Origin of the sequence: Thioclava dalianensis (genome assembly GCF_000715505.1) — a bacterium.
GTDB lineage: Bacteria > Pseudomonadota > Alphaproteobacteria > Rhodobacterales > Rhodobacteraceae > Thioclava > Thioclava dalianensis.
On sequence record NZ_JHEH01000003.1, the window covers coordinates 118,978 to 144,119 of the forward strand.

A 25,142-nucleotide genomic window follows, 5' to 3' on the forward strand; every position below is an offset into this window, starting at 1 on the left:
AGAGCCCCCGCGCGTTCAGAACAGCTCCGATCCCGGGCGCGCGCTGACCTCAAGCAGCCCCATCACGTAAGCTGCGACCGAGCGGAAACAGATCACCGAGATCTCCTCCCGCCCCGAGCGCCAGAAGGCAGCCGGCACCTGAGCAAAGCGCGTGCGACGCATCTCGCCTGCGGGCAGCTGTTGGATATCGGCGGGCGAGAGTTTCATCATCACCTCATCGGCCCGTGCCCCGCGCACATGCATAAGCGCGCGCGCATCCGAGACATTGACCACAAGCGCATGGGTCTTGGCGAGTGCTGCCTCAAGCGCGCCGGTATGCGCCGGTGCTTGGTCATGAGGGCAGATCAACAGCAGCTCATCGGGGCTCATCCAAGCAAGCACCAATCCGCCCGCCTCAGTGATCCCGCGTTTTGGCGGCAGCGATAGCCCGAGATCTTTCAAGGCTTTGACGAGCGGTTTTGAGGCCTGATCGCTGCGGATCGTGATCATGCCAACCAGCCCCGCTTCCGAGACGGTGACAAACCCTTCATGGCGTTCGCTGTTCAGCGCGCTGACGGCGTTAGACATTCTGCTTCTCCCCGTCTTTGTCGTAGAACACCGGATCGACGATCCGCGCACTGATCCGCGTGTCGCCGGTGCCCGTGAATTCCAGCACCTCGCCCATCCGGTCCGGCCCATTGAGCACGAGGGCCATAGCGATCCCCTTGCCAATCGTGGGCGAATAATAGGTCGAGGTCACCCGACCCTGCGTGTGGCGCTGGCCATTGGCGTTGAACCCTTCGGCGGGCGCAAGCGCGCCATCGGGCAGCACCCTGCCGTCGAGCGTCTCAAGCCCCACCAGCTTCCAACGGCTGGGATCGGTCATATGCGAACGCTGCTGAGCGCGTTTGCCCAGATAATCGTCCTTCTTCTTCGAGATTGCCCAGCCTAGCCCAAGATCTTGCGGGATCACGGTGCCGTCGGTCTCATCGCCGATCATGATGAAGCCTTTTTCGGCACGCAGCACATGCAGCGCCTCGGTGCCGTATGGCATCACGCCCAAGCTCTCGCCTTCGGTGATCAGCTTGTCCCAAAGCGCGCGTCCCTGACTTGCGGGCACGGCGATCTCATAGCTCAGCTCGCCCGAGAAGGAGATCCGGAAGATCCGCGCATCAAAGCCGCCCAGCGTGCCCTCAGCCCATTGCATGAAAGGCAGGGGCTCACGCGAGACATCCATACCGCCCAGCCGTTCCAGCAGCGTGCGCGCCTTCGGACCGACCACCGCGATTTGCGCGAATTGCTCGGTCAGGTTGGCCGTGTAGACCTTCCAGTCCCACCATTCGCATTGCAGCCAATCTTCCATCCAGCCGTGGATGCGATCGGCCCCGCCGGTGGTCGTGTGGCACAGGAACGTATCCTCGGAGAGACGGGCAACAACACCGTCATCCATCAGGAAACCGTTCTCGTCGCACATCAGCCCGTAGCGACATTTGCCGACCTTCAGCGTCGACATCATGTTGGTGTAGAGCATATCGAGGAAGCGCCCGGCATCGGGCCCTTTCACGACGATCTTACCCAGCGTCGAGGCATCAAGCAGCCCGACATTCTGGCGGGTGTTGGTGATCTCGCGATTGACCGCGTCGCGATGGCTCTCGCCGCTGCGCGGATAGCAATAGGGACGACGCCAATGGCCCACCGGCTCCCAATGCGCCAGCCGTGCCGCATGCCAGTCATGGATCGGCGTGCGCCGCAGCGGCTGGAAGAGCGGCCCCTTCGCTTCGGCCGCGATCGCGCCAAGGCTGATCGGCGTGTAGGGCGGGCGGAAGGTGGTGGTGCCGGTCGCCGGGATCGGCTGACCCAGCGCATCCGACAGCACAGCCAGACCGTTGATATTGCTCAGCTTGCCCTGATCGGTCGCCATGCCAAGCGTGGTGTAGCGCTTGGTATGCTCGACGCTCTCATAGCCCTCGCGGGCAGCCAGTTGGACATCCGAGACCTTCACATCGTTTTGGAAGTCGAGGAAGCTTTTGTAGCGCAACGCATCCGGCGCGCCTGCGGGCATTTGCCAGACCGGCATCATCGGCGCCTCATCCGAGGACACGGCCCCCAAACCAGCAGCCGCCATGATCGCGGCCAATTGCAGATCGCCATTGGCAGCCCCCACGGCCTGCACCATCGGCTGGCCCTGCGCGCCCAAGGGCGGACGCTCGGGATCGGGGCGGAACATCGCGTGCTCGGCATCCCAGCTCAGCTTGCCGCCGCAATGCGACCACAGATGCACGACCGGCGACCAGCCGCCCGACATCGCGACGCAATCGCAATCCAGCACTTGGGTCGCACCGCCCTCGCCCGCCTGCATGCAGATCTCGACGCCGGTGACATGGGTGCGGCCCAGAACGCGCGCAATCCCGCGCCCTTCCAGCACGGTGATCCCGCGCGCCTTGGCCACCTGCGGCAGCGCGCCGTGGCTTTCCTCGCGCGCATCGACGATTGCAGGCACGGAGAGCCCCGCATCCAAAAGTGCCAGTGCCGTGCGATAGGCATCGTCATTATTGGTCACGACGACCACGCGATCGCCGGGCGAGACCGCCCAGTTCACGACGTAATCGCGCACCGCCGAGGCCAGCATCACACCCGGCACATCATTGCCCGCGAAACTCAGCGGACGCTCCAGAGCGCCGGTGGCCGTGATCGTGCGCCCGGCACGGATCCGCCAGAGCCGGTGGCGCGGGACATCGGCACCGGGGCGGGTATCGCCCAGATTTTCAAGCCCGATGACATAGCCATGATCATATTGACCTGCCGCCATCAGTCGGGTGCGCAGCGTGACATTGGGAAGCGATTCAAGCTCTTGCAGTGCGATCTTGATCCAGTCTGCAGCCTCTTCGCCGTCAATCTGGCCACCATCAACCGGCGTGCGCCCGCCCCAATGGGCGGTTTGCTCGACCAGCCAGACGCGCTGGCCTTTGCGGCCTTCGCGCAGCGCGGCTGCAAGACCTGCCACACCGCCGCCCACGACCAGAACGTCGCAATGCGCATAAACCTGTTCGTAGCGGTCGGGATCGGCCTCTTTGGGGGCGCCGCCCAGACCCGCGGATTTGCGGATCACCGGCTCGAAGAGGTGTTTCCACGCAGCCCGCGGGGCCATGAAAGTCTTGTAGTAGAACCCGGCGGGGAGGAATTTATAGAGCTTGTCGTTGATCTCGCCCACATCGAACTCAAGGCTCGGCCAATGGTTTTGCGAGCGCGTCTCGGCCCCTTCAAAAAGCTCGGTTGTGGTGGTGCGCTGATCGGGCTCGAACCGGGCATTGCGCCCCAGTTCTACCAGCGCGTTGGGCTCTTCGACGCCCGAGGCCACAAGACCGCGCGGACGGTGATATTTGAAGCTGCGCCCCAGCATCACCTGCCCCGCCCCCAGCAAAGCCGAGGCCAGCGTGTCGCCTGCATATCCGCGCATTGGCTTGCCGTTGAAGGTGAAGTTCAGCGGGGTGGCGCGGTCGATCAACCGCCCGCCCTTGGACAGACGCGTGCTCATGCATAGCCCTCCCAGTCGGGTCGTTTCGCCTTGATCGCCTTGATGACATCGACAGGGGGGGTGGTGGTTTGCGCGGAATAGCTTGCAAACACCTCAAGCGTCGCGGTGCAGCGCGCCACCAAAAACCACTTGCCGCAGCCATGGGAATGGCGCCAGCGCTCGAAATGCACACCTTTGGGGTTCTTGCGCCCAAACAGGTAGCCTTCGAAATCGTCATCCGACGAACCGGGCCCAAAGCGCTTGAGATGCGCCTCGCCGCCGGGATGGAACTCGGTCTCCTCTGCGGTAATGCCGCAGCAGGGGCAGGTCAGGCTCAGCATGGCACACCTTTCTCGCGGCGTGCCATGCTGGCTCCGCGATCAGTTTCCGTCGGGAAGGTTGATCTTGATCTCGGCTTTGTCCTGTCCGGGCATGTCGCCATCCGCGTAGATGTACCAGACAAGGCCCGCGACGATGACGACGAGCGCCCCGATGATGAACCCCATTGCACCGCGACCTTTCGGATCTGCCATTGTTTCGTGTCCTTCACTTGTTGCGTTGGACAAGAAACAGCGCCTGCATGGGGGCGGTTCCCAAGCGATTGTTTTATGACGCAATGTGTCATCAATGTGCCACCCCCGCAGCCACGCTCTCATCGATGAAACGGCCCTCGCGGAAGCGCTCAAGGCCGAAAGCATCGGCCAGCGGAGACTGCCCGCGCGCGATCAGCTCGGCCATCGCATAGCCCGAGCCCGGGATCGCCTTGAAGCCGCCCGTGCCCCAGCCGCAATTTACGAAAATGCCCTCGACCGGGGTTTTCGACAGGATCGGTGAGCGGTCGCCCGTCATATCCACGATGCCGCCCCATTGCCGCAGCATCTTGAGCCGCGAGATGATCGGGAAGGTCTCGACCAGCGCGCGGGTCGTTTCCTCGACATGGTGCCACGAGCCGCGCTGGGTGTAGTTATTGTACCCGTCCGTGCCGCCGCCGATCACCATCTCGCCCTTGTCGGATTGCGACATGTAGCCATGCACCGTGTTGGCCATCACGACGACATCCATGCAGGGCTTGATCGGCTCGGAAACCCAGGCCTGCAGCGCCACACTCTCAATCGGCAGGCGGAACCCGGCCTTCTCTGCGAGAACCGAGGAGTGACCGGCCACAACGAGCGCGAGTTGGTCGCAATCGATCTCGCCCTTCGTGGTCGAGACGCCCTGCACGCGGTTGCCGTCGCGGCGGATGCCGGTGACGTCGCATTGCTGGATGATATCCATTCCCATCGCCGAGCAGGCCCGCGCATAGCCCCAAGCCACCGCGTCATGGCGCGCCGTGCCGCCACGCTCTTGATATAGCGCGCCCAGCACCGGGTAGCGCGGCCCGTCGATATTGAGGATCGGGACGATCTTCTTGACCTCTTGCGGGCCGATCCAGCGCGTCTCGATGCCTTGCAAAGCGTTGGCATGCACCGTGCGCTGATAGCCGCGCACCTCATGCTCTGTCTGGCCCAGCATCAAAAGGCCACGCGGCGAGAACATGATGTTGTAGTTCAGATCCTGACTGAGATTTTCATAAAGCGCGCGCGCTTTCTCATAGATCGCAGCGGAGGGATCTTGCAGGTAGTTCGAGCGGATGATCGTGGTGTTGCGCCCGGTATTCCCGCCACCCAGCCAGCCCTTCTCGATCACCGCCACGTCGGTAATTCCATGCACTTTGCCAAGGTAATAGGCGGTCGCAAGGCCATGCCCGCCAGCCCCCACAACCACAACTTTGTAGCGTTTTTTCGGCGCGGGCGAGCGCCAAGCGCGCTCCCAGCCCGCGTGGTAGCGCATCGCCTCTCGCGCAACCGCAAAGATCGAATAGCGTTTCATGGGCAATCCTCGGGCTAGGGGTCGACGACTCTCGGGTCTCTTTGTGATGGACTGCCGCTGCAAGAGAAAGCCCCCTCAATGCGGCATCGCAGGAAAAAAAGCGACATGCGCCTGCGACATCGCGCCCCTTCTCTCGAACGGGGGCTTTCGGGAGGACCAAATCTTGCCTAAATGAGTGCGACAAAAGAGGGATGCTCATGCTGTTCTGGATTATCGCGGTCGCGCTTGTCGTGATCATCGCGCTCATGTTCGTGCTTGCGGTGCGCTCGGGGCGCGGCACGGCGCATGATCCGTCGGCGGCTTATGACGTGCAGGTCTATCGCGACCAGCTGCGCGACAGCGCGCGCGATGCCGAGCGCGGTGTGATCTCTCCCGAAGAGGCCGAACGCACGCGGCTCGAAATCTCGCGCCGGATGCTCGAAGCCGACCGGATCGCGCAAAACGGCGCAGATAGCACACGCGCCCCACGCGCCGCGCTGGTGGCGCTGGCGCTTGGCGGGGCGGCGGTGATTGGCGCGACCTTCTGGCTCTATCTGAGAACGGGCGCGGAGGGGTATGCAGATCAGCCCATCGCCGAGCGCTATGCCTTTGCCAATGAGCGCTACGATTCGCGCCCCGATCAGGCCAAGGCCGAGGAACTGGCAGGCGCGCAGACCGCCGAGCAGCCCAAGGTCGATCCGAAGTTCCTCGCATTGATGGACAAGCTGCGCGCGGCGGTCAAAGCCAATCCGACCGACCGGCAGGGGCTTGTGCTGCTGGCGCGCAACGAGGCCACGCTGGGCAATTTCGACGCGGCGTGGAAGGCGCAAAAGCGGCTGATCGCGCTCGAAGGCGATAGCGCCTCGGCGCATGATTACGCGGAGCTGGGCGAGTTGATGGTCGTGGCCGCAGGCGGGCTCGTGACCCCCGAGGCCGAAGCGGCCTTTGCCCAAGCGCTCAAGATCGATCCGAAGAACGGGCTGTCGCTCTATTATATCGGGCTGATGATGATCCAGAACGCGCGCGAGGACCGGGCCTTTACGATCTGGGATGGCCTGCTGCGCAACTCGCCCGACGATGCGCCTTGGGTGCCGACAATCCGCAAGAATATCAATGAGCTGGCTTGGCTCGCGGGGCAGAATGACTACACCCCGCCTGCGCCGCGCACATCCGGTCCGAGCCAAGCCGATATTGCAGCGGCCGCCCAGATGGATCCCGCCGCGCGCCAGCAGATGATCCAAGGGATGGTCGATCAACTGAGCGACCGGCTGGCCCGGCAAGGCGGCCCGGTCGATGACTGGGCGCGGCTGATCTCGTCGCTGCGCCTGATTGGCGAGACCGAGCGCGCCGATGCGATCTATGCCGAGGCGCGGGACAAGTTCGCAGGGCAGCCATCCGCACGCGCCCAGCTCGATGCGGCCCATGCGGTGAAGGCGGGCGATCTGGCGAGTGCCTCGGAGGGCTCGGCTCAAGTCGTGCCGCCCGCCCTGCCCGGCCCCACGCCCGAGCAGATGCAGGATGCCCAGCAGATGGCGCCCGCAGAGCGTGCGCAGATGATCCAAGGGATGGTCGATGGGCTGTTCGACCGGCTTACCACGCAGGGCGGCACGCCTGCGGAATGGGCGCGCCTCGTAAGCTCGCTTGCAACGCTTGGGCAAGACAGCCGCGCGCGCGAAGCGCTCGGCGAGGCCAGTCAGGCGCTCGCAGGCGACCCCGAGGGGCTGGCCAAAGTACAGGCGGCGGCAAAAGCTGCGGGGGTGGCCCAATGATCTGCGTCGGAATGGAGACATTCGCCCCGCACCTGCCGCGCGCAGGCGCCATTGCCGGGCTCGATCTGGGCACCAAGACCATCGGGATCGCGGTGTCTGACGGGCTGCGCTCGGTCGCGACCCCGCTTTTGACGATCAAGCGAAAGAAATTCGGGATCGATGCGGCAGCGCTTCTCAAGATCGTGGCCGAGCGCGAGATTTGCGGGCTGATCCTTGGGCTGCCGATGAACATGGATGGCAGCGAGGGGCCGCGCTGTCAGGCGACCCGCGCCTTTGCGCGTAACCTTGAAAAACTCACTGAAACGCCAATCTCTTACTGGGATGAGCGGTTGTCCACGGTGGCGGCGGAACGCGCGATGCTCGAGGCGGACATGTCGCGGGCGAAGCGCGCCGAGGTGATCGACCACGTGGCGGCCAGCTTCATCTTGCAAGGCGCGCTGGACCGGCTGCGCTATATGGAGCGGTCATGAGTGACGACATCTGGAAGCGCGACGAGGTTGAAAGCCCCTGCGTGAAACTCTGCACGATCCACCCGCAAGAGCGGATCTGCGTGGGCTGCCTGCGCAGCCTCGATGAGATTGCGGCATGGTCGCGCATGTCTCCCGAAGCGCGGCGCGCGGTGATGGCCGAACTGCCCAATCGCGCGCCCCGGCTGCGCAAGCGGCGCGGTGGGCGCGCCGCGCGGCTGGAAAACTGACGCCCCGGCCCCCTCATACCGAAACCAGCAAGAGACTCCGCGCGCCGATGCCTTTATTGTCATGAGACACGAAGGATCAGTCGGCCATGATGGAACTCAAACGTCTCAAATATTTTCTGGCGGTCGCGGAGGAGCTGCATTTCGGGCGCGCCGCCACCCGGCTGGAGATCGCCCAGCCGCCGCTCTCGCGCCAGATCGCAGCGCTTGAGGCTGAGCTTGGGGTGCAGCTTTTCGACCGCTCACGCAGCCAGATCCGACTCACTCAGGCGGGGGGCGTGTTGCAGAGCCACGCCCGCCAGATCCTCGCGCGCCTCGATGCCGCCTATCGCGAGACTCGCGAGATCGGCTCCGGCGCGGGCGGGCATCTGCGGATCGGCTTTGTCGGATCGGCCTCGCATGGGGTGCTGCCCGCGCTCATCAAATCCTACCGCGCGGCCCATCCCGGCGTGGAGCTTGCGCTTCAGGCGCTCAACAACGCAGCGCTCCACAGCGCCTTGGTCGAGCGCGAGATCGACATCGCCGTCGCGCGCCCCGAGCTGAAGGACGAGGAGTTTCGCCGCGAATTGCTGTGCCGCGAGCCGCTGATCCTGGCGCTGCCGGACAATTGCACGCAGGCCGAGCAGCCGGTCGTGCGGATGTCAGACCTCGCGCAGGAGACCTTTGTGCTCTATCCCACACGCCCGCGTCCCAGCTATGCCGACACGGTGCTGGGGATCTGCGAGCGCGAGGGGTTCACGCCGCGCGCGGTCGATATGGTGCAGGATTTCCAAAGCGCGATCAGTCTGGTGTCGGTCGGGGCCGGGATCGCGGTCGTGCCGGAATCGGTTCAGCATACCCAGCGCCCGGGCGTGACCTATCGCCCCTATGCGGGCCATAATCCGGGCACGGCGCTCTCGGTGCATGCGCGGCGTGACAATCGCGCCCCGCAGGTGATCAATTTCCTCGACGAGACGCGCAGCTATGCGCGCACCCATCACCTGACATGATCCGGGCCGGGGCACTCCCCCGGCCCGATTTGGTCAAAAGGCAGAGACCGCTCAGACCGCCTCAAGCGCGATGGCGATACCCTGCCCCACGCCGATGCACATCGTGGCCAGTGCCCGCTTGCCGCCCCGGCGTGCCAGCTCCAGCGCAGCCGTGCCGGTGATACGCGCCCCCGACATGCCCAGCGGATGGCCCAGCGCAATCGCACCCCCGTTGGGGTTCACGCGCGGATCATCATCGGCAATCCCGAGATCGCGCAGCGTCGCGAGCCCTTGGCTGGCAAAGGCCTCGTTCAGCTCGATCACGTCGAACTGATCTTGCGTCAGCCCGAGCCGCGCCATCAGCTTCTTCGAGGCAGGCGCCGGGCCAAAGCCCATGATGCGCGGCGGCACGCCCGCCGTGGCCCCGCCCGAGATCCGCGCAATCGGGCGCAACCCATGTGCCTTGATCGCGGCCTCGGAGGCGATGATCAGCGCCGCCGCCCCGTCATTCACGCCGCTCGCATTGCCCGCCGTGATCGTGCCGTCCGAGCGCACGATGGGGCGCAGCTTGGCCAAGGCCGCCGCATCGGTCTGCGGGCGCGGATGCTCGTCGGTATCGACGATCTTGGGATCGCCCTTGCGCTGCGCGATCGTGACGGGCGTGATCTCTTGGGCCAGTCGCCCAGCCTCCATCGCGGCCCCAGCCGCGGCCTGCGAGCGCAGTGCGAATGCGTCCTGATCGGCGCGCGAGATGCCGAAATCATCGGCCACGTTCTCTGCCGTCTCGGGCATAGAATCGACGCCATATTGCGCCTTCATCAGCGGGTTGACGAAGCGCCATCCGATCGTCGTGTCATAGACCGCATTGGCACGGCTGAAAGCCGCTTCGGCCTTGGGCATCACGAAAGGCGCGCGGCTCATCGACTCGACGCCGCCTGCAATCACCAGATCCATCTCGCCCGCGCGGATCGCCCGCGCCGCCGTCACGATGGCATCCATCCCCGAGCCACAGAGCCGGTTCATCGTGGTGCCCGGCACGCTGTCGGGCAGCCCCGCCAGCAACGCCGACATGCGCGCCACGTTGCGGTTATCCTCGCCCGCCTGATTGGCGCAGCCATAGATCACCTCATCCACGGCAGCCCAGTCGAGATCATGGCGCGCCATCAGTGCGCGGATCGGGATCGCGCCCAGATCATCGGCGCGCACCGAGGCCAGCGCGCCGCCAAACCGGCCCACGGGCGTGCGGATATAATCGCAAATATACGCGTCTTGCATCACAGATCCTCCGGGCAGATCAGATCGCCCACTTTTGACGCTTCCTTCAGTTCACCCCCGGTGAGCGATTGCAGATCCGACAGCGAAATGCCGGGCACTTTCTCGCGCAGCACGAAGACACCGTCTTCGACGTCGATCACCGCAAGCGAGGTATAGACCCGCGTCACGCAGCCCACGCCGGTCAGCGGCAGGGTGCATTTATCGACGAGCTTGGGTTGGCCCTTTTTCGTCACATGATCGGTGAGCACAGCGACGCGCTTGGCGCCATGCACAAGATCCATCGCGCCGCCCACGGCAGGCACGCCGCCCTTGCCGGTCGACCAATTCGCCAGATCGCCGGTCTGCGCGACCTGATAAGCGCCAAGGATCGCCACGTCGAGATGCCCGCCGCGCACCATCGCGAAGCTGTCGGCATGGTGAAAAAACGCAGTGCCGGGGCGGGTCGTGATCGCCTTCTTGCCCGCATTGATGCAATCCCAGTCTTCCTGACCCGGCTCGGGCGCGCGCCCGAAATCGAGCACCCCGTTTTCGGTGTGGAAGATCGCCTCATGACCCTTGGGCTGAAACCGCGCGACCATCTCGGGAAAGCCGATGCCCAAATTGACATAGGCGCCATCCTCGATGTCTTGGGCTGCCCGCCAAGCGATCTGGGCGTTGGACAGTTGAATATCGGTGAGATCGATGCTCATGGGTAGACGGCCTCCGCGCGGTTGAGTTCTTCTTCCTGTGCGGGATTGGCAACCTGCACGATCCGGTTGACGAAAATGCCCGGAGTGATGACCTGCTCGGGGTCGATCCCGCCCAGGGGCACGATCCTGCTGGCCTGCACAACGGTCGTGGCCGCGGCCGTCGCCATCAGCGGGTTGAAGTTGCGCGCGGCCATCCGGTAGGTCAGGTTGCCATGCGGATCGGCCTCCTCTGCCTTGAGCAGCGCAAAATCGGCCTTGAGCCAGCGCTCCTGCACATAGGGGCGGCCCTCGAAGGTCTCGACCGGTTTGCCCTCGGCCAGTTCGGTGCCGTAGCTCGTGGGCGTGTAAAAGGCCGGGATGCCCGCACCACCGGCGCGGATCCGCTCGGCCAGCGTGCCCTGCGGCACCAGCTCAAGCGCAATGCGCCCGTCGAGATAGCGCTCGGTGAAGACGCGCGGATCGGCCGAACGCGGGAAGGAGCAGATCATCTTGGCCACCCGGCCCTGCTCGATCAACGCCGCGATGCCGACATGGCCATTGCCCGCGTTGTTGTTGATGATGGTGAGATCCTTTGCGCCCTGATCGATGAGCGCGTGGATCAGCTCAATTGGCGCGCCCGAGCCGCCAAAGCCGCCGATCATGACCGTCGCGCCATCGGGGATATCCGCAACCGCCTCGGCCAGAGATGCTACTGTCTTGTCCATGAAGATCCTCCTGTACGGCTCTGAGCTAAGCGCGCGCCGGGTCTCTGGCCATGAATTTCGTGCGCATCTTGACATTTGTTCGGATCGCGTAAAATTTCGTGCGCATGTTGAACAATCCCACCGACTTTATCGCCTCGCTCGCCAAGGGGCTGCGGGTGATCGCGGCCTTCGGGGCGCAGACGCCGCGCCTGTCCATCGCCGAGGTCGCCCAGCATACGGGGCTGGACCGGGCCACTGCGCGGCGCTGCCTGCTGACGCTGCATGCCGAAGGCTATGCAGAGTATGACGGCAAGTTCTTCACGCTGACGCCGCGTGTGCTGCGGTTGGGGATGGGGGCGCTGGCCTCGTTGCCGCTGCCGCAGATCGTGCAGCCTTGGCTCGATCAGCTCACCCAGAAGATTGGACAAAGCTGTTCGGTCTCGATCCTCGATGAGACCGAGATTGTCTATCTCGCCCGTGCCGCCCAAGCGCGGGTGATGTCGATCGGGCTGATGCCGGGCTCGCGGCTGCCTGCGCATTGCACCTCGATGGGGCGGGTGCTGCTGGCCGCGCTCCCCGAGACTGAGGCCCGCGCGCGCATCGAGGCCTCGGATCTCACGCCGCGCACGCCCTACAGCCTGACCGACCCGGACGCGATCATGGCGCGGATCTCTGAAGTGCGCGCGCAGGGCTTTGCGCTGATCGATCAGGAAGTCGAGGCCGGTCTGCGCTCGCTCGCAGTGCCGCTGTTCAACGGGCATGGGCAGGTGGTGGCGGCTCTCAATACCGGGATGGCGGTGAGCGATGCGCCGCCCGAGACGCTGGTGCATCAGTATCGCGATGCGCTCGAGCAGGTGCAGTCGGGCCTGCGCCGAGTGTTGCGCTAAGGCGGGTCGGGCCGACGCATGACCACACAGATCGCCAAACACATTGATTGAGGCGCGCGCCAAGCCTCTCTATGGTGCGCGCAACGATCTCAAGCGGAACTGGCCTGCATGTCCTCCCAACGCATCTTCATTACCGGCTCGGCCGGATTCATCGGCTACCATCTGGCCAAACTGCTGCTGGCCGAAGGCGCGCGGGTGCATGGCTTTGACGGGCTGACCGATTACTACGATGTCGCGCTCAAACAGCGCCGCCATGCGATGCTGCTGCAAAACGGTGCCTTCAGCGCGACCGAGGCGATGCTGGAGGATCGCGAGGCGCTCGATGCCGCGATTGATGCGTTCAAGCCCGATGTGATCGTGCATCTCGCCGCGCAAGCCGGGGTGCGCTACTCGCTGGAAAACCCGCGCGCCTATATCGAGACCAATATCCTTGGCACGTTCAACGTGATGGAGGCCGCGCGCCGTCATGAGGTGGATCATCTGCTGATGGCCTCGACCAGTTCGGTCTATGGCGCCAATACGCAGATGCCCTACGCCGAGAACGACAAGGCCGACACGCCGCTGACGATCTATGCCGCCACCAAAAAAGCCAATGAGGCGATGGGCCATTCCTATGCCCATCTGTGGAATATCCCGACCACGATGTTTCGCTTCTTCACGGTCTATGGCCCGTGGGGGCGGCCCGATATGGCGCTGTTCAAATTCACCGATGCGATCCTCGATGGTCGGCCCATCGACATCTACAATCACGGCGAGATGTATCGTGATTTCACCTATGTCGATGATCTGGTGCGCGGGATTGCAGGTCTGATCGGTGCGGCCCCGGTGCGTCCGCAAGACCCCGAGGAGATCGCAGAGGGCGACAGCCTCTCGCCCGTGGCCCCCTACCGCATCGTCAATATCGGCAATTCGGACAAGGTGAAGCTTCTGGATTTCGTCGAGGCCATCGAGGACGCGCTCGGAATGACGGCCAAGCGCAACTACATGGAGATGCAGAAGGGCGATGTGCCCGCAACCTGGGCGGATGCGCGCTTGTTGCAATCACTCACCGGATACCGGCCTCAGACCGAGTTCCGCGAGGGCGTGACCCGCTTTGTCGCGTGGTTTCGCGACTATTACGAGCGCTGACCCCTACAGCGTGCCGGTCAAAACATAACGCAGCGCGCGGGCGACCTCGCCGGGGGTGCGCGCGACGGCATTGGCAGCGGCATCGACCTCTTTGAGCGCGTGGTCGTGATCTTCGGGTTGCAGCACGATGATCGGTTTGCCCAAGGCCGCCGCATAGCCCGCGTCAAACGCCGCGTTCCACTGCTTGTATTTCTCGCCAAAACACACAACCAGCAGATCGCAGCCCTCAATGCCCGAGCGCGTGCGGATCGCGTTGAGCGCCGCGCCCTTGCGGTCATGCCAGAACTTGTCGGGCTCCGGCCCAAAAATCTCGACGCCGCAATCATCGCTGGCCGCGTGGTCGGTGACGGGCCCGAACCACTCGATCTTGAGCCCCTTACAGGCCGATTTGACGTCTTCGCGCCAATCGGTGTGGATCTCGCCCGACAGATAAACTTTGAGCATTCTTGCGCTCCTCTGGTTGCCTTGGAACCAGAGTTTGGCGCGGGGTTCGCAGTGATGCAACAGCACAGACGCGCAAGCAAGCGGCAGGCGCGATCACGGCGCCGAGAGCGAGCCGCCCTCGTGGAACGGCGCGCCCAGAAGCTGCGGGCGCGTGCTCGGCTCCGAGCCCGCGATCTGCGCGGCCAGATGGTTTGCCAGCGCGTCCAATTCGGCGCGGCGCGGCGCGAGCGTTCCGGTGAGCGCAGGCGTGAAGGTGGACGCATCGGACGGGTCGCCATCGCGCCGCCCGTCATCATGCGCGAGCACCGACAGATCGCGCGGAATCGCCAGATCCAGCTCGGCTGCGGCCTCATAGACCCCGGCGGCCAGAGCGGCATTGGCGGCCACGATGGCGGTCGGGCGATCCGCGCGCGCCAGCCACAGCAGTGCAAGCTCGCGCCCGCGCGCCTGACTGGCGACGCTTGGGGCCAGATGCAGCCCCTCTGCCAGCCCCGCCTCGCCCATCACCTCAGACACCGCCTGCCCGAACGCGCGCGCTGCGTATTGCGTCTCGGGACCGCTCAGGCACAGCACCCGGCGATGGCCCGCGCGGCAAGCCGCCTGCGCAAGTTGCCAGCCGATCTGCGCAAAATCGAGATCAATGCAGGGATGCGCCTGCCCCGGATCGCGCCCGCGCACCACCAAGGGCACGCGCTGCGCCATCAGCGCCTCGATCCGAGGGTCGCGCTCCATGGGGTCGAGCACGATCACCCCGTCGACCGGACCGCGCGCGAAAAGCGCCTCGGGGTCAAACGCGCCCGTTTGCGGCACAACCTCCAGCGCCAGCCGCAAGCCGCGCGACGCACAGGCCTGCGTCAGACCATGGATCGTCTCGAACAGTTGCGCGCGGGTACCGGGGCTGACCTCTTCCGGCATCAGCAGCGTCACAACCCCGCTGCGCCCGCTCTTGAGCGCGCGGGCCAGCGCATTGGGGCGGTAGCCAAGCTGATCGGCGGCGGCGCGCACGCGCGCACGGGTCTCCGCCCCCACATCGCTGAACCCGCCCAGCGCCCGACTGACCTGCGTGACCGAAATTCCGGTTGCCGCGCTGATATCTTTCAGGGTCGCCATTCTCGCATCGCTCACTCAAGGGGGGCCGATCTTACCAGCCTCCGCCCCAGTGTTCGCGCCCCGGTTGCAAAGTCAACTGCCAAGGCGCTCAGGCCGAGATCACCGTGCCAGCCGTACCCAATCGCGCGGCGACATGGGTTGCAATCGCGGTGTCCTGCACCCCCGTGCCGGTCAGATCGCAGATCGTGATCTGATTGCCGCCCTGCCGTCCTTCGGCCGTGCCTGCGATGATCTCGCCCAGCTCGGGCGGCGTGTCAGGCATCAGCCCCACCGCGCGGGCGCCGCGCAGCTCTCCCATCAGCGCACATTGACTCACCCGGTCGCAGACATACAGATCCGCCGCGCCCAGCGCTTGCGGCGCGATTTCGGTCTTGCCCGACTGATCCGAGCCCATCGCGGTGATATGCAACCCCGGATGCAGCATCTCGGCGGTGATCAAAGGGGCGGTGGCGGGCGTCGTTGTGACGACAAGCTGCGACTGCGCCACGAGCGGGGCGATCTCGCTCACCGCCTCGCACTGTGCGCCCGTCGCCTCGGCGATGTCGGCTGCGCATTGCGCGGCGCGCTGCGGATCGCGCCCCCAAACGAGGCAGCGCCGGTACGGGCGCGCGAGAAACGCCGCACGGGCCTGCAAGCGGGCCTGCACACCGGTACCGATCACCCCCATCGTGTCGACCTTGGGAGCAAGATGGCGCGCCGCAATCCCGCCTGCCGCAGCCGTCCGGATATCGGTCAGATAGCCATTGTCGAGAAACACCGCGCGCACCAGCCCCGTCGTGGCCGAAAACAGGATCATCAGCCCGTTGAGGCTGGGCAGACCGAGCTTGGGATTGTCGAAAAACCCGGGCGAGACCTTGAGCGCGAAGCCATCAAACCCCGGCACATAGGCGGTCTTCACATCGACCTCGCCGTGATGCTCGGCAATCGCCATCGACAGCACGGGCGGCATCACGACATCGCCGCCTGCAAGCGCTTCAAACCCCGCCTCGATCACATCGAGCATCTCGCCATCGAGCGTGACGATCTCGCGCAGCTGCGCCTCGGTCAGGATGCGGATTTCATGGGGCATAGGGGGCTCCTTTCACGGTGATCTCATCAAGGCGCACGTCCTGACCGGTGATGACCCGGGTGAATTGCTCCATATCGAGGTTGCGCCCGGTCAGCACCGTTCCCATCTGCGCGGACGGCGCGATCTTGCCCGCCATCAGCGCCGCGATGCCAACCGCGCAGGCCCCCTCGGCGATCAGGCGATCCTCGTAGTAAAGCGCCTGCATCGCGGCGTAGATCTCATTTTCCGAGACCAGCACGACCGTGTCGAGAAGATCGCGACACAGCGCAAAGCTGTGCTTGTTCTCAAGGCCGATCCCGCCGCCCAGACTGTCGGCCAGCGAGGCCACCTCGCGCGCCGCGACCGGATGGCCCGCCTTGATGGAGGCTGCCATCGCAGCGCCGCGATCCATGCTGATGCCGATCAACCGGATATCGGGATTGAGCGCGCGGGCCGCCACCGCCATGCCCGCCGCCAAACCCCCGCCCGAAAGCGGGATCAGCAGCGTGTCGAGATCGGGACGCGCGCGCAGCATCTCACATGCGATGGTGCCTTGGCCTGCAATCACATGCGGATCATCGAAGGGCGGAATGTCGATCAGCCCTTCGTCTTGCACCAGCCGCGTGGCCTCAAGCTGGGCCTCGTCCTGCGAGCGCCCCTTGATGCGCACCTCTGCGCCCAACGCCCGGATGCCGTCGACCTTGGCCTGCGGGACCAGCTCGGACATGCAGATCACGGCGCGGATTTGCCTGAGCTTTGCCCCGTAAGCCACCGCACGGCCATGATTTCCCGTCGAGCAGCAGGTAACGCCTGCGGCCGCCTCTGGCAGATGCGCCAGCGCGTTGAGCGCGCCGCGCAGCTTGAAGGCCCCCATCGGCTGGCAGATCTCCAGCTTGAGCCAGAGATCCCCGCCCAGACGCGGCCCCAACATCGAGGGCACCAGAGGCGTGGCATCGGCCTGACCGGCGATGACCTGCGCTGCCGCCTCCACATCGGCCAGAACGACCATCAGCCAGCCTCTTTGACCGCGCTCAGGAATTGCTGCGTGCGCTCTTTCTGCGGATTGCCGAAAAGCTCCTCCGGCGTGCCCTGCTCCTCGATCGAGCCGCCATAGAAAAAGCAGACCCGATCCGAGATATCCTTGGCAAAGCCCATCTGGTGCGTGACCATCAGCATCGTCAGATTATGCTCATCCACCAGCGAACGGATCACGTTGGTGACCTCGCCGATCACCTCCGGATCGAGCGCCGAGGTGACCTCGTCAAAGAGCATCACCTTGGGCCGCATCGCGAGCGCCCGGGCGATCGCCACACGCTGCTGCTGCCCACCCGAGAGCCGTGAGGGGTGCTGATCGCGCTTGTCGGCCATGCCGACCAGCTCCAGCAACTCCTCCGAGCGCTCGCGCGCCTCTTTCTTCTTCATGCCGAGCACCTGAACCGGACCCTCCATGCAGTTCTCAAGCGCCGTCATATGCGGAAACAGGTTGAAATGCTGGAAACACATTCCGATCTGCGAGCGCATCTTGCGCAGATATTTGCGATCCGCAGGCACCAGCTTGTCGCCCTTGACCATATGGGTGAGCGGCTGGCCATCGACATAGATCACGCCCTCATTGATCGTCTCAAGCGTCATCAGCATGCGCAGCACGGTGGTCTTGCCAGACCCTGAAGGGCCGATGATCGTCACCATCTCACCGGTCGTCACGTCCAGATCGAGATCGTCGAGCACAGTCAGATCGCCATAGCGCTTGGTCACGCGCGAAAACCGGACCATCGGGATATCGGGCCCCTTCAGCTCCAACGGATATTGGGAAAGATCTTCCATCATTTCAGTCCAAGTTTGCGCCGCACATAACCCTCGAAGACGCGGATCAGAGCAGCGGTGGGAAGCGAAATGGCGAGGAAGATGATCCCCACCAGCGTATAGGGTTCAAGATAGCGATAGCTCGACGAGCCAATCGCATTGGCGGTGTGCATCAGCTCGGCCACGCCGATCACCGAGAGCATCGGCGTATCTTTGAAGATCCCCACGAGGTAATTGCCCATGCCCGCCAGCGCAGGCGGGATCGCCTGCGGGATCACGATGCGCAAATACGTGTCGCGGGTCGACAGGTTCAGCGCCGTGCAGGCCTCCCATTGCCCCTTGGCCACCGATTCAAGCCCGCCGCGATAGACCTCGGAGAGATAGGCCGAATAGTGCAGCCCGATGGCGATCATGCCCGCCGTCCACGGCCCGAGCTTGAGGCCGAATTGCGGCCCCACGTAATAGACAAAGAAGATCTGCAGGATCAGCGGCGTCGAGCGGATGAACTCCACCACCTCACGCACCACCTTGGTCAGCGCCCAATAGGGCGTGCGCTGCGCCAGCGCGAAGACCATCCCCAGCACAAGCGCGATGGCATAGCCAAACCCGGCCGCCATCAGCGTGTTGAGCGTGGCATGCAGCAGCTTGGGCAGGATCTCCCAGGTGAAAGCCCAGTTCCAGTTAAATCCCATGGCTCAGGCCCTCCCCAACTTGCGGCGCATCACCCGCTCCAGCCAGCGCATGAAGGGTGTCACTATGAAGCGCGCCAGCACGTAATAGATGATCAGCGCGGTGCCGAAGGTCTGGGCCGACAAGAAGGTCGTGCCATTGATCTGCTTGGCCTCGAACATCAGGTCCGACACCGAGATCAGCGCGACCAGTGCCGTGTTCTTCAACAGCTCGATCAGCAGATTGCCCCAAGGCGGCAGCATATTGACGAAGGCTTGCGGCAGGATGATCCGCCACATCCGCCGCGCCGGGCTCATCGAGAGCGCATAGGCGGCTTCCCATTGCCCTTTGGGCACGGATTGAATGCCGCCGCGCACCAGCTCGGCCCCATAGGCGCCAAGGTTCATCCCCACGGCCACGAAGCCTGCGGTGAATTTCGCCAAGGTCAGCCCGAAGAGCGGCAGCACGAAGAAGATCCAGTAAAGCTGGACCAGCAACGAGGTGCCGCGAAAAATTTCGATATAGACGACCGCAATGCCTCGGATCAGGCGATTGCGCGAAAGCTTCATCAGCCCCGCCAGCAAGGCGATCGCAATGGCCAAAAGGCTCGCCAGCAGGAATTGCTGCGCCGTGATCAGCGTGCCATCCCAGAACCGGTCGCCATATTGGCGCAAGAAGTCGGTATAACTCATCCCTGCCTCATACGCGCGTGGAGTGCCCCAAACAGGCGGGCCGGTGGTGGTCCGGCCCGCCCAGTATCACGCGTATGGATCAGCGCATTTTGCAGACTTCAGCCGACGTCTTGTCGCCGGGAAGGTTGGCTTTGGTGTAGCCATATTCCTCGACCGCCTTCATCATCGCGGGCGAGCCGAGATATTTCTTTTGAGCGGCGTTGAATTTCTTCACGAAATCGCCGTCATTCTTGCGAAAGCCGATGCCGACCCAGTTTTGCGTCCAATCGGGAAGCTGGCTGACATCCGAGACCTGCACCGTCCCGCCCGATTGCTTGGCGAGGTTCTGCGCGGTGAAATAGGTCACACCGCCCGCATCGGCGCGGCCTGCGCGCACGGCGGCGAGGATTTCGGTCGGGCCCGGAACGGTCATGACATTGCTGTCCTTGATGCCGCCCTTCTTGGCCGATTCCACTTGGTTATAGCCCGCACCGGTCACGAAGGTCGCGCCCGCCTTGGCCACTTGCTCATAGTTGTTGAGGTTCTTCGGATTGCCCTTGGGCACGATGAAGGCATCGCCCACCTTGGCCATCGGCTCGGAGAACAGAACGTTCTGGCAGCGCGAATTGAGGATATAGAGCCCGCCGGTCACCATATCGAAGCGACCCGCATTCAGCCCCGGGATCAAACCGCCCCAATCGGTCACGACCGGCTTGACGTTGTCATAGCCCATCTCGTGGAGCACACCCAGAACATAGGCGTTCACGAAACCCAGCGGTTTGTTGTTATCGCCGGGATAGGCCCACGGCACTTCATTGGCAAAGCCGATACGGATCGGCTCGCCCTTGTTGATACGGTCCATCAGAGGGCCCGCAACGAGCGTGGTCGCGCTCAGCGCAAGCCCAAGCCCTGCGGCGGCGACAGATTTCAAGATCGATTTCATACGTCTCTCCCCTTGGTTTTTTAATTGACGGGAAGGGTCTTCTTCCCGCATCGGATGTACACAACACCTATGAGAATCTTGGAAGTGTCAACCCGATCGCCCTATTTACACCCGCTTGTCATCTGAAACTTGGGGCTGGATCGGCTAGATAGCCCATATGTTGTGCACAATCAAAGAGGCCGCGCCATGCCCATCTTGAAACCTCCCTTCTCGAAACCCGAATATGACCGACGGATCGCGCTCACCCGCGCCGAAATGGCGCGCGCGGGGATCGATGTGCTGTTCATCACCAACCCCTCCAACCAGTTCTGGCTGACCGGCTATGACGGCTGGTCCTTTTACGTCCATCAGGGCGTGATCCTGACCCATGAGGGTGCGCCCTTCTGGTGGGGGCGTCAGCAGGATGGCAACGGCGCGCGGCGCACGGTCTGGATGGAGGATGACCAGATCCTCACCTATGCGGATCGCTACATCCAGTCTCCCGACAGCCATGCGATGGAGGATCTGGCCTCGCATCTGCGGATCATGGGCTTTGGCGAGGCCCGGATCGGCGTCGAGATGGAGACCTATTTCTTCACCGCGCGCGCCGGGCGTGTCCTTGAGGCGGGGCTTCCCGATGCCAGCTTGATCGATGCCTCGACACTGGTGAACTGGCAACGCCTGATCAAATCCGACGAGGAGCTGGCCTTCATGCGCCGGGCGGCGCGGATCTCCGAACTGGTGATCGCGCGCGCGGTCGAGCTGGCCGAGCCCGGTATGCGCAAGCACGATCTGGTGGGCGAGTTGTATAAGACCGCTGTGCAGGGCGAGGAAGACAGCTGGGGCGACTACCCTGCTATCGTGCCGCTGCTGCCCTCGGGCGCGGATGCCTCGGCTCCGCATCTGACATGGAATGGCGAGGCGCTGAAATCCGGCGAGGCTACCTTCATTGAGCAATCGGGCTGCTATCGCCGCTATCACGCGCCGCTCTGCCGGACGATCTTTCTGGGCACGCCGCCGCAGGAGATGCTCGACGCCTCCGAGGCGATCACGGCTGGGCTGGCCGCCGGAATCGAGGTGGCGCGCGCGGGCAACCGGGCCTGCGACATCGCCCGCGCCCTTGAATGGGAGCTCTCGAAAATGGGCATCACCAAGGACAATCGCTGTGGCTATGCGGTGGGGCTGAGCTACCCGCCCGATTGGGGCGAGCACACGGTCAGCCTGCGGGCCTCGGATGAGACGATACTGGAGCCGGGTATGACCTTCCACTTCATGCCGGGCCTTTGGATGGATGATTGGGGGATCGAGACGACCGAGACGATCCTGATCCGCGAGGATGGCCCGGCAGAGCCGCTCTGCACCATCCCGCGCCAGCTTTTCGTCAAGGATTGAACGGCATTTGCCCTTGCGCCGAGGCTGCGCGCAAGGGCACTCTACCGGGAACCAAGGGAGGCCGGACTGGACAGAGTGATCGAAACGACCGAAGCCCCGCGTGCGCGCGCCCGGATCGATACGATCCACGATGCGATCCGTTCGCGCATCTGCCTGCTGGATTATCACCCCGGCCAGAAACTCTCCGAGACCGAGCTTGCCGCGGAATTCGGCATCTCGCGCACACCGCTGCGCCGAGTGCTGGGGCGGCTGGAGGATGAGGGTTTGCTGGACTCGGTGCAAGGCGTCGGCACCTTCGTCACCGATGTCGATTACAATGAGCTGGCGCAGGTCTATAAACTGCGCAAGGAATTGGTGCTGCTGCAGACCAAGCTCGACGTGGTGACGCCCGGTCCCGCGCTGATCGCAAAGGTGCGCGGCCTGCTTGCGCGCGCAGAGGGGCTGCAATCGGCGCCCTCCGCCAAGGCCTTCGCCCAGCTCGATCACGACATGTTTCTGACATTGCTCGAACTGACCGCGAACCAGCCGCTGCGCGCGATGTCTGAGCGGCTTTATTTCCGCTCGACCCGGATCTGGCTGCTGCAGGTCACCGCCTCGCAGATCGACCTGATGCAAGAGCTTCAGATCTATGCCCGCGAGGTGAGCGACATTCTCGGCGCGCTTGAGGCGGGCGATCTTGATGCGGTCGGCCATATCCGGCGCGGACATATCTCGCTGAGCTTCTCGCGGATGCGCCCGCCCGAGGGGGCCTAGCCCGGCGTTCCGATCCGCTCAACCTGCCCGATCAGCGCCTGCGCCACACTCAGCGCCCGGCCCGTAGCCTGCGCCATCTGCGGCAGGATCATCCATTCCAGCGACCACGCAGCGCCAGAGCGTTCCTGCTCGTGGACCAGCGCCTGATGCATCCCTGCGAGTTGCGTCGCGTTGAACCGGGCAAGCGTCACCAACAGCTCGGCCTGAACCGGGTTTTGCTTATGCGGCATCGCGGAGGACCCACCGCCGCCCGTCAGCGCGATCTCACCGATGCCCTGCTGGGCCATCAGCGCGATATCCTGACCGGCCTTGCCAAGCGTGCCGGTGATCAGCGAGAGCCACCCGGCATAGTCGGCCACCCCGTCGCGCATCGCATGCCAAGCCTGCGCCGCGCTCGACAGCCCCAGAGCGGCGGCCACATGATCGGCCATCGGCTGGCCCTGCCCGCTCAGCGCCGCGCGGTCGCCCGACGCACCGCCCAGCTGCACCCGCTCGACCCGGGGGCGCAGATGCGTCAGCCGCTCCAGATGGGCCAGAAGCGGCAACCGCCATGTTTCCACCCGGTCGGCCACGGTGATTTCCGTCGCGGCCTGCATCCGCGTGCGGCCCATCAAGGGCTGCGCGCCGAACCGGGCCTCAAGGGCTGCAAGCGCCGCACTCAGCCCCTCCAGCCGCGCGGCGATCAGATCCGAGCTGTCGCGTAAGCTCAGCGCAAGCGCCGTGTCGAGCACATCCTGCGAGGTCGCGCCGGTATGGATCGCAGCGCTCACATCCTCGGGCTGATCCGCGCGCAGCCGCTTGACCAGCGCAGGCACCGGCACCCCGTCACGCGCCATGCCCGCGCGCAGATCCTCGGGCACGATCCGGGCCGCGTCGATTGCGGCCTGCGCCTGCCCGGCCAGTGCCGGATCGCTCAATCCGCAAGCCCCGCGCGCCCCGCTCCAAGCGCGCTCGAAGGCCAGCATCTGCGCAAGCTGGCGCTCAGGCGACCAGATCTCGGCCATCGCCGCGTCGCCAAACAATCCGCCAAGCCAAGGGTGGTCGAAAACGCCGCTTGCCATCATCCCTGTCTCCCATGAAACGGGGCGGCATAGCGCCGCCCCAATCACTCAATCACAGCCACACTCAGAGGTCGAGAAAGACCGTCTCATCTGTACCTTGCAGGCGAATGTTAAAGCGGTAGCGGCCCGGCGCCTCAGTCTTGGCGATCAAGGTCTCGACGCGCGGGGACTGCTCGATCCGCCCCAGCAGCGGATCGGCGCTGTTATCCTCGTCGTCGAAATAGATCCGCGTGCTCAGCCCGATATTGATCCCGCGCGAGACGATCCAAAGCGAGATATGGGGCGCCTGCATCACGCCCGCACGGTTGCGCACCGCGCCGGGTTTGATCGTGCGCAAGGTGAACTCTCCGCTCGTCGCATCGGCGGCAAAGCGGCACAGGCCCGAGACCTTGGGATCGGCCCCCTCTTGCCCGGCAAAGCGTCCCTTTGCATCGGGCTGCCAGCTCTCGATCAGCGCATCGCGCAGCGCCCAACCGGTGCCGTCAAAGACCGAGCCCACGATCTCGATGATCTCGCCCTCGGCCCCCTCTTCGATCGGGCTCACGCCGACCTCTTGCGCGAAGATCTGACCATTGCCGGTATAGCTCGGCATCAGGCCGATATGGACGTAAGGGCCTGCGGTTTGCGACGGCGTTTCTTGCAAAATGTCGAGTTTCTGGACCATTTCACATCCCCTCCAGCTTGTTTTCGAACATGCTCTGGCGGCGTCCGCGCAGCACGATATCGAACTTATAGGCCAGATAATCCTGCGGCCGCGAATGGGCGAGATCGAGCGGTGCCACAAGCCGGTCAAGCTGCGCGCGCGATTTGATCGTCGCGGCAATCGGGCAGTGCGCGATCAGCGGATCGCCCTCAAAATAGACCTGCGTGATCAGGCGCTGGCCAAAGCTGTGACCAAAGACCGACACGTGGATATGCATCGGACGCCAATCATTGCCCCGGTTCGGCCACGGATAGGCGCCGGGCCGGATCGTGAGGAACTCATAGCGGCCCTCGTCATCGGTGAGCGTGCGCCCGCAGCCGCCGAAATTCGGATCGAGCGGCGCGAAATAGCTGTCCTTCTTGTGGCGGTAGCGCCCGCCCGCATTGGCCTGCCAGATCTCGACCAGAGTGTTGCGCACCGGGCGCGCGTTCTCATCGAGTACCCGCCCATGCAGCAAGATCCGCTCGCCCACGGCAGGAGCCGCCCCTTGGGTCCAGTTCAGGATCAGGTTGTTGTCGAGCGCGCCGATCAGCCCATGGCCAAAGGCAGGCCCCGTCTCCTCGGACGGGCCGCTTTCCAGCGACAAGAGCGGCAGGTTCGGCGACCGCGTCACGGATGTTTTATAGCCCGGATCATAGGGCTCGGGGTGGATCGCGCGGTTGCGCGGGATCAATGGACCCAGATCAGTCATTCTCGGCCTCCTCCATTTCGGCATAGGTCTGCTTGGCCAGTTTCAGCGCATGATTGGCGCGCGGAACCCCGGCATAGATCGCGACATGCTGGAACGCTTCGAGCACATCTTGCTTGCTGGCCCCGGTGCGCGCGGTGGCGCGGATATGCATCGGGATTTCTTCAAAATTTCCGGTCGCAGCCAGAAGGGCCAGCGTCAGCATCGAGCGTTCGCGATGGGTGATGCCCTCCGAGGCCCAGACGGTCCCCCAAGCCGAGACCGTGATCAGATCCTGAAACGGCAGGTCGAGATCGGTTTTGGCCGCCTCGGCCCGATCGACATGGGCATCGCCCAGCACCGAACGACGCACCTCCATGCCCTTGGCGTAGCGCGCATCTTCCATTCAAGCCCCTCCTGCTGATCGCTCCGTCTTCTCCGCAGATATAGCTTGTGTCGCCGCGT

At 64.4% G+C, this 25,142-nt stretch carries 28 protein-coding genes; 8 read left to right on the forward strand and 20 right to left on the reverse strand.

The annotated features are described in order from the left end of the window. Positions 1-15: 15 nt before the first annotated feature. The 5 genes from DL1_RS03560 to DL1_RS03575 all read right to left on the reverse strand — a co-directional run bounded on the left by DL1_RS03560 (position 16) and on the right by DL1_RS03575 (position 5,362). The gene (locus DL1_RS03560) at positions 16-567 is read right to left on the reverse strand and encodes a sarcosine oxidase subunit gamma (RefSeq protein ID WP_038062554.1); all 552 of its coding nucleotides are present in this window, start codon (positions 565-567) and stop codon (positions 16-18) included. Then, complete coding sequence (locus DL1_RS03565; protein ID WP_038062563.1) at positions 560-3,514, reverse strand: sarcosine oxidase subunit alpha family protein; 2,955 nt, start codon at positions 3,512-3,514, stop codon at positions 560-562. Before DL1_RS03565 ends, DL1_RS03560 begins: the two co-directional genes overlap by 8 nt. Further along, positions 3,511-3,834, reverse strand: a complete 324-nt coding sequence (locus DL1_RS03570) for a sarcosine oxidase subunit delta (RefSeq protein ID WP_038062566.1) — start codon at positions 3,832-3,834, stop codon at positions 3,511-3,513. Before DL1_RS03570 ends, DL1_RS03565 begins: the two co-directional genes overlap by 4 nt. Positions 3,835-3,873: 39 nt before the next feature. Further along, positions 3,874-4,026 carry a hypothetical protein gene (locus DL1_RS21495; RefSeq protein WP_156022718.1) on the reverse strand — a complete coding sequence of 51 codons (153 nt, stop codon included), beginning with the start codon at positions 4,024-4,026 and terminating at the stop codon, positions 3,874-3,876. Between the two features lie 91 nt (positions 4,027-4,117). Next, positions 4,118-5,362 carry a sarcosine oxidase subunit beta family protein gene (locus DL1_RS03575; RefSeq protein WP_038062569.1) on the reverse strand — a complete coding sequence of 415 codons (1,245 nt, stop codon included), beginning with the start codon at positions 5,360-5,362 and terminating at the stop codon, positions 4,118-4,120. 197 nt (positions 5,363-5,559) lie between these two features. Between DL1_RS03575 and ccmI the strand changes: the two genes are divergently transcribed. The 4 genes from ccmI to DL1_RS03595 all read left to right on the forward strand — a co-directional run bounded on the left by ccmI (position 5,560) and on the right by DL1_RS03595 (position 8,793). Beyond that, positions 5,560-7,110 (forward strand): c-type cytochrome biogenesis protein CcmI, encoded by a 1,551-nt coding sequence (ccmI, locus tag DL1_RS03580; protein ID WP_051693290.1) that lies wholly within the window; start codon positions 5,560-5,562, stop codon positions 7,108-7,110. Further along, positions 7,107-7,580, forward strand: coding sequence for a Holliday junction resolvase RuvX (gene ruvX, locus DL1_RS03585; protein WP_038062572.1), 474 nt, complete (start codon positions 7,107-7,109; stop codon positions 7,578-7,580). Before ccmI ends, ruvX begins: the two co-directional genes overlap by 4 nt. After that, the gene (locus DL1_RS03590) at positions 7,577-7,807 is read left to right on the forward strand and encodes a DUF1289 domain-containing protein (protein ID WP_038062579.1); all 231 of its coding nucleotides are present in this window, start codon (positions 7,577-7,579) and stop codon (positions 7,805-7,807) included. The genes ruvX and DL1_RS03590 overlap by 4 nt, the downstream gene beginning before the upstream one ends. A gap of 86 nt (positions 7,808-7,893) precedes the next feature. Then, the gene (locus DL1_RS03595; protein WP_342726746.1) at positions 7,894-8,793 is read left to right on the forward strand and encodes a LysR family transcriptional regulator; all 900 of its coding nucleotides are present in this window, start codon (positions 7,894-7,896) and stop codon (positions 8,791-8,793) included. A gap of 51 nt (positions 8,794-8,844) precedes the next feature. Here the strand turns inward: DL1_RS03595 and pcaF are convergent, their stop codons facing one another. The 3 genes from pcaF to DL1_RS03610 are packed head-to-tail and all read right to left on the reverse strand — an operon-like array spanning position 8,845 to position 11,440. Then, positions 8,845-10,047: a 3-oxoadipyl-CoA thiolase gene (gene pcaF, locus DL1_RS03600; protein ID WP_038062582.1), complete on the reverse strand. Its 1,203-nt coding sequence runs from the start codon at positions 10,045-10,047 to the stop codon at positions 8,845-8,847. After that, entirely contained in the window at positions 10,047-10,736 is a 690-nt protein-coding gene (locus tag DL1_RS03605) for a 3-oxoacid CoA-transferase subunit B (RefSeq protein ID WP_038062585.1), read from the reverse strand. Before DL1_RS03605 ends, pcaF begins: the two co-directional genes overlap by 1 nt. After that, a complete protein-coding gene (locus DL1_RS03610; RefSeq protein ID WP_038062587.1) occupies positions 10,733-11,440 on the reverse strand; it encodes a 3-oxoacid CoA-transferase subunit A in 708 nt (235 codons plus the stop codon). The genes DL1_RS03605 and DL1_RS03610 overlap by 4 nt, the downstream gene beginning before the upstream one ends. Positions 11,441-11,544: 104 nt before the next feature. Between DL1_RS03610 and DL1_RS03615 the strand changes: the two genes are divergently transcribed. After that, positions 11,545-12,306 (forward strand): IclR family transcriptional regulator domain-containing protein, encoded by a 762-nt coding sequence (locus tag DL1_RS03615; protein WP_177195331.1) that lies wholly within the window; start codon positions 11,545-11,547, stop codon positions 12,304-12,306. Between the two features lie 108 nt (positions 12,307-12,414). Next, complete coding sequence (locus DL1_RS03620) at positions 12,415-13,434, forward strand: SDR family NAD(P)-dependent oxidoreductase (RefSeq protein ID WP_038062591.1); 1,020 nt, start codon at positions 12,415-12,417, stop codon at positions 13,432-13,434. Between the two features lie 3 nt (positions 13,435-13,437). On the opposite strand, the gene DL1_RS03625 is transcribed toward DL1_RS03620, so the two are convergent. From DL1_RS03625 to ehuB, 8 genes are all read right to left on the reverse strand, one after another. Continuing rightward, positions 13,438-13,878: a YtoQ family protein gene (locus tag DL1_RS03625; RefSeq protein ID WP_038062594.1), complete on the reverse strand. Its 441-nt coding sequence runs from the start codon at positions 13,876-13,878 to the stop codon at positions 13,438-13,440. A 93-nt stretch (positions 13,879-13,971) separates the two neighbouring features. Continuing rightward, complete coding sequence (locus tag DL1_RS03630) at positions 13,972-14,988, reverse strand: LacI family DNA-binding transcriptional regulator (protein ID WP_051693291.1); 1,017 nt, start codon at positions 14,986-14,988, stop codon at positions 13,972-13,974. Between the two features lie 88 nt (positions 14,989-15,076). Further along, positions 15,077-16,057 (reverse strand): cyclodeaminase, encoded by a 981-nt coding sequence (locus DL1_RS03635; RefSeq protein WP_038062597.1) that lies wholly within the window; start codon positions 16,055-16,057, stop codon positions 15,077-15,079. After that, positions 16,047-17,045, reverse strand: a complete 999-nt coding sequence (gene eutB / locus DL1_RS03640) for a hydroxyectoine utilization dehydratase EutB (RefSeq protein WP_038062599.1) — start codon at positions 17,043-17,045, stop codon at positions 16,047-16,049. Before eutB ends, DL1_RS03635 begins: the two co-directional genes overlap by 11 nt. Beyond that, the gene (gene ehuA / locus DL1_RS03645) at positions 17,045-17,860 is read right to left on the reverse strand and encodes an ectoine/hydroxyectoine ABC transporter ATP-binding protein EhuA (protein WP_038062602.1); all 816 of its coding nucleotides are present in this window, start codon (positions 17,858-17,860) and stop codon (positions 17,045-17,047) included. Before ehuA ends, eutB begins: the two co-directional genes overlap by 1 nt. Then, entirely contained in the window at positions 17,860-18,531 is a 672-nt protein-coding gene (ehuD, locus tag DL1_RS03650; RefSeq protein WP_038062606.1) for an ectoine/hydroxyectoine ABC transporter permease subunit EhuD, read from the reverse strand. The genes ehuA and ehuD overlap by 1 nt, the downstream gene beginning before the upstream one ends. A 3-nt stretch (positions 18,532-18,534) precedes the next feature. Then, positions 18,535-19,200 (reverse strand): ectoine/hydroxyectoine ABC transporter permease subunit EhuC, encoded by a 666-nt coding sequence (gene ehuC / locus DL1_RS03655; protein ID WP_038062612.1) that lies wholly within the window; start codon positions 19,198-19,200, stop codon positions 18,535-18,537. Between the two features lie 79 nt (positions 19,201-19,279). Continuing rightward, on the reverse strand, positions 19,280-20,122 hold the full coding sequence (ehuB, locus tag DL1_RS03660) for an ectoine/hydroxyectoine ABC transporter substrate-binding protein EhuB (protein WP_038062614.1): 843 nt from the start codon (positions 20,120-20,122) through the stop codon (positions 19,280-19,282). 186 nt (positions 20,123-20,308) lie between these two features. On the opposite strand from ehuB, the gene DL1_RS03665 reads away from it, so the two are divergent. Both DL1_RS03665 and DL1_RS03670 read left to right on the forward strand, forming a co-directional pair. Next, positions 20,309-21,493, forward strand: a complete 1,185-nt coding sequence (locus DL1_RS03665; RefSeq protein WP_038062617.1) for a M24 family metallopeptidase — start codon at positions 20,309-20,311, stop codon at positions 21,491-21,493. A gap of 75 nt (positions 21,494-21,568) precedes the next feature. Beyond that, entirely contained in the window at positions 21,569-22,246 is a 678-nt protein-coding gene (locus DL1_RS03670; RefSeq protein ID WP_081856243.1) for a GntR family transcriptional regulator, read from the forward strand. On the opposite strand, the gene DL1_RS03675 is transcribed toward DL1_RS03670, so the two are convergent. From DL1_RS03675 to pcaC, 4 genes are all read right to left on the reverse strand, one after another. Next, positions 22,243-23,310 carry a 3-carboxy-cis,cis-muconate cycloisomerase gene (locus tag DL1_RS03675; protein ID WP_248642582.1) on the reverse strand — a complete coding sequence of 356 codons (1,068 nt, stop codon included), beginning with the start codon at positions 23,308-23,310 and terminating at the stop codon, positions 22,243-22,245. The genes DL1_RS03670 and DL1_RS03675 overlap by 4 nt on opposite strands. Positions 23,311-23,371: 61 nt before the next feature. After that, positions 23,372-23,971, reverse strand: coding sequence for a protocatechuate 3,4-dioxygenase subunit alpha (gene pcaG, locus DL1_RS03680; RefSeq protein ID WP_038062620.1), 600 nt, complete (start codon positions 23,969-23,971; stop codon positions 23,372-23,374). A 1-nt stretch (position 23,972) separates the two neighbouring features. Further along, entirely contained in the window at positions 23,973-24,701 is a 729-nt protein-coding gene (gene pcaH, locus DL1_RS03685) for a protocatechuate 3,4-dioxygenase subunit beta (RefSeq protein WP_038062623.1), read from the reverse strand. After that, positions 24,694-25,083 carry a 4-carboxymuconolactone decarboxylase gene (gene pcaC / locus DL1_RS03690; RefSeq protein WP_038062626.1) on the reverse strand — a complete coding sequence of 130 codons (390 nt, stop codon included), beginning with the start codon at positions 25,081-25,083 and terminating at the stop codon, positions 24,694-24,696. Before pcaC ends, pcaH begins: the two co-directional genes overlap by 8 nt. Between the last annotated feature and the right edge of the window lie 59 nt (positions 25,084-25,142).

Bases quoted from the DNA above. Each gene is read 5' to 3' on its own strand.
- DL1_RS03560 (WP_038062554.1), bottom strand. From the start codon at position 567: ATGTCTAACGCCGTCAGCGCGCTGAACAGCGAACGCCATGAAGGGTTT.
- DL1_RS03565 (WP_038062563.1), bottom strand. From the start codon at position 3,514: ATGAGCACGCGTCTGTCCAAGGGCGGGCGGTTGATCGACCGCGCCACC.
- DL1_RS03570 (WP_038062566.1), bottom strand. From the start codon at position 3,834: ATGCTGAGCCTGACCTGCCCCTGCTGCGGCATTACCGCAGAGGAGACC.
- DL1_RS21495 (WP_156022718.1), bottom strand. From the start codon at position 4,026: ATGGCAGATCCGAAAGGTCGCGGTGCAATGGGGTTCATCATCGGGGCG.
- DL1_RS03575 (WP_038062569.1), bottom strand. From the start codon at position 5,362: ATGAAACGCTATTCGATCTTTGCGGTTGCGCGAGAGGCGATGCGCTAC.
- ccmI (WP_051693290.1), top strand. From the start codon at position 5,560: ATGCTGTTCTGGATTATCGCGGTCGCGCTTGTCGTGATCATCGCGCTC.
- ruvX (WP_038062572.1), top strand. From the start codon at position 7,107: ATGATCTGCGTCGGAATGGAGACATTCGCCCCGCACCTGCCGCGCGCA.
- DL1_RS03590 (WP_038062579.1), top strand. From the start codon at position 7,577: ATGAGTGACGACATCTGGAAGCGCGACGAGGTTGAAAGCCCCTGCGTG.
- DL1_RS03595 (WP_342726746.1), top strand. From the start codon at position 7,894: ATGATGGAACTCAAACGTCTCAAATATTTTCTGGCGGTCGCGGAGGAG.
- pcaF (WP_038062582.1), bottom strand. From the start codon at position 10,047: ATGCAAGACGCGTATATTTGCGATTATATCCGCACGCCCGTGGGCCGG.
- DL1_RS03605 (WP_038062585.1), bottom strand. From the start codon at position 10,736: ATGAGCATCGATCTCACCGATATTCAACTGTCCAACGCCCAGATCGCT.
- DL1_RS03610 (WP_038062587.1), bottom strand. From the start codon at position 11,440: ATGGACAAGACAGTAGCATCTCTGGCCGAGGCGGTTGCGGATATCCCC.
- DL1_RS03615 (WP_177195331.1), top strand. From the start codon at position 11,545: ATGTTGAACAATCCCACCGACTTTATCGCCTCGCTCGCCAAGGGGCTG.
- DL1_RS03620 (WP_038062591.1), top strand. From the start codon at position 12,415: ATGTCCTCCCAACGCATCTTCATTACCGGCTCGGCCGGATTCATCGGC.
- DL1_RS03625 (WP_038062594.1), bottom strand. From the start codon at position 13,878: ATGCTCAAAGTTTATCTGTCGGGCGAGATCCACACCGATTGGCGCGAA.
- DL1_RS03630 (WP_051693291.1), bottom strand. From the start codon at position 14,988: ATGGCGACCCTGAAAGATATCAGCGCGGCAACCGGAATTTCGGTCACG.
- DL1_RS03635 (WP_038062597.1), bottom strand. From the start codon at position 16,057: ATGCCCCATGAAATCCGCATCCTGACCGAGGCGCAGCTGCGCGAGATC.
- eutB (WP_038062599.1), bottom strand. From the start codon at position 17,045: ATGGTCGTTCTGGCCGATGTGGAGGCGGCAGCGCAGGTCATCGCCGGT.
- ehuA (WP_038062602.1), bottom strand. From the start codon at position 17,860: ATGGAAGATCTTTCCCAATATCCGTTGGAGCTGAAGGGGCCCGATATC.
- ehuD (WP_038062606.1), bottom strand. From the start codon at position 18,531: ATGGGATTTAACTGGAACTGGGCTTTCACCTGGGAGATCCTGCCCAAG.
- ehuC (WP_038062612.1), bottom strand. From the start codon at position 19,200: ATGAGTTATACCGACTTCTTGCGCCAATATGGCGACCGGTTCTGGGAT.
- ehuB (WP_038062614.1), bottom strand. From the start codon at position 20,122: ATGAAATCGATCTTGAAATCTGTCGCCGCCGCAGGGCTTGGGCTTGCG.
- DL1_RS03665 (WP_038062617.1), top strand. From the start codon at position 20,309: ATGCCCATCTTGAAACCTCCCTTCTCGAAACCCGAATATGACCGACGG.
- DL1_RS03675 (WP_248642582.1), bottom strand. From the start codon at position 23,310: ATGATGGCAAGCGGCGTTTTCGACCACCCTTGGCTTGGCGGATTGTTT.
- pcaG (WP_038062620.1), bottom strand. From the start codon at position 23,971: ATGGTCCAGAAACTCGACATTTTGCAAGAAACGCCGTCGCAAACCGCA.
- pcaH (WP_038062623.1), bottom strand. From the start codon at position 24,701: ATGACTGATCTGGGTCCATTGATCCCGCGCAACCGCGCGATCCACCCC.
- pcaC (WP_038062626.1), bottom strand. From the start codon at position 25,083: ATGGAAGATGCGCGCTACGCCAAGGGCATGGAGGTGCGTCGTTCGGTG.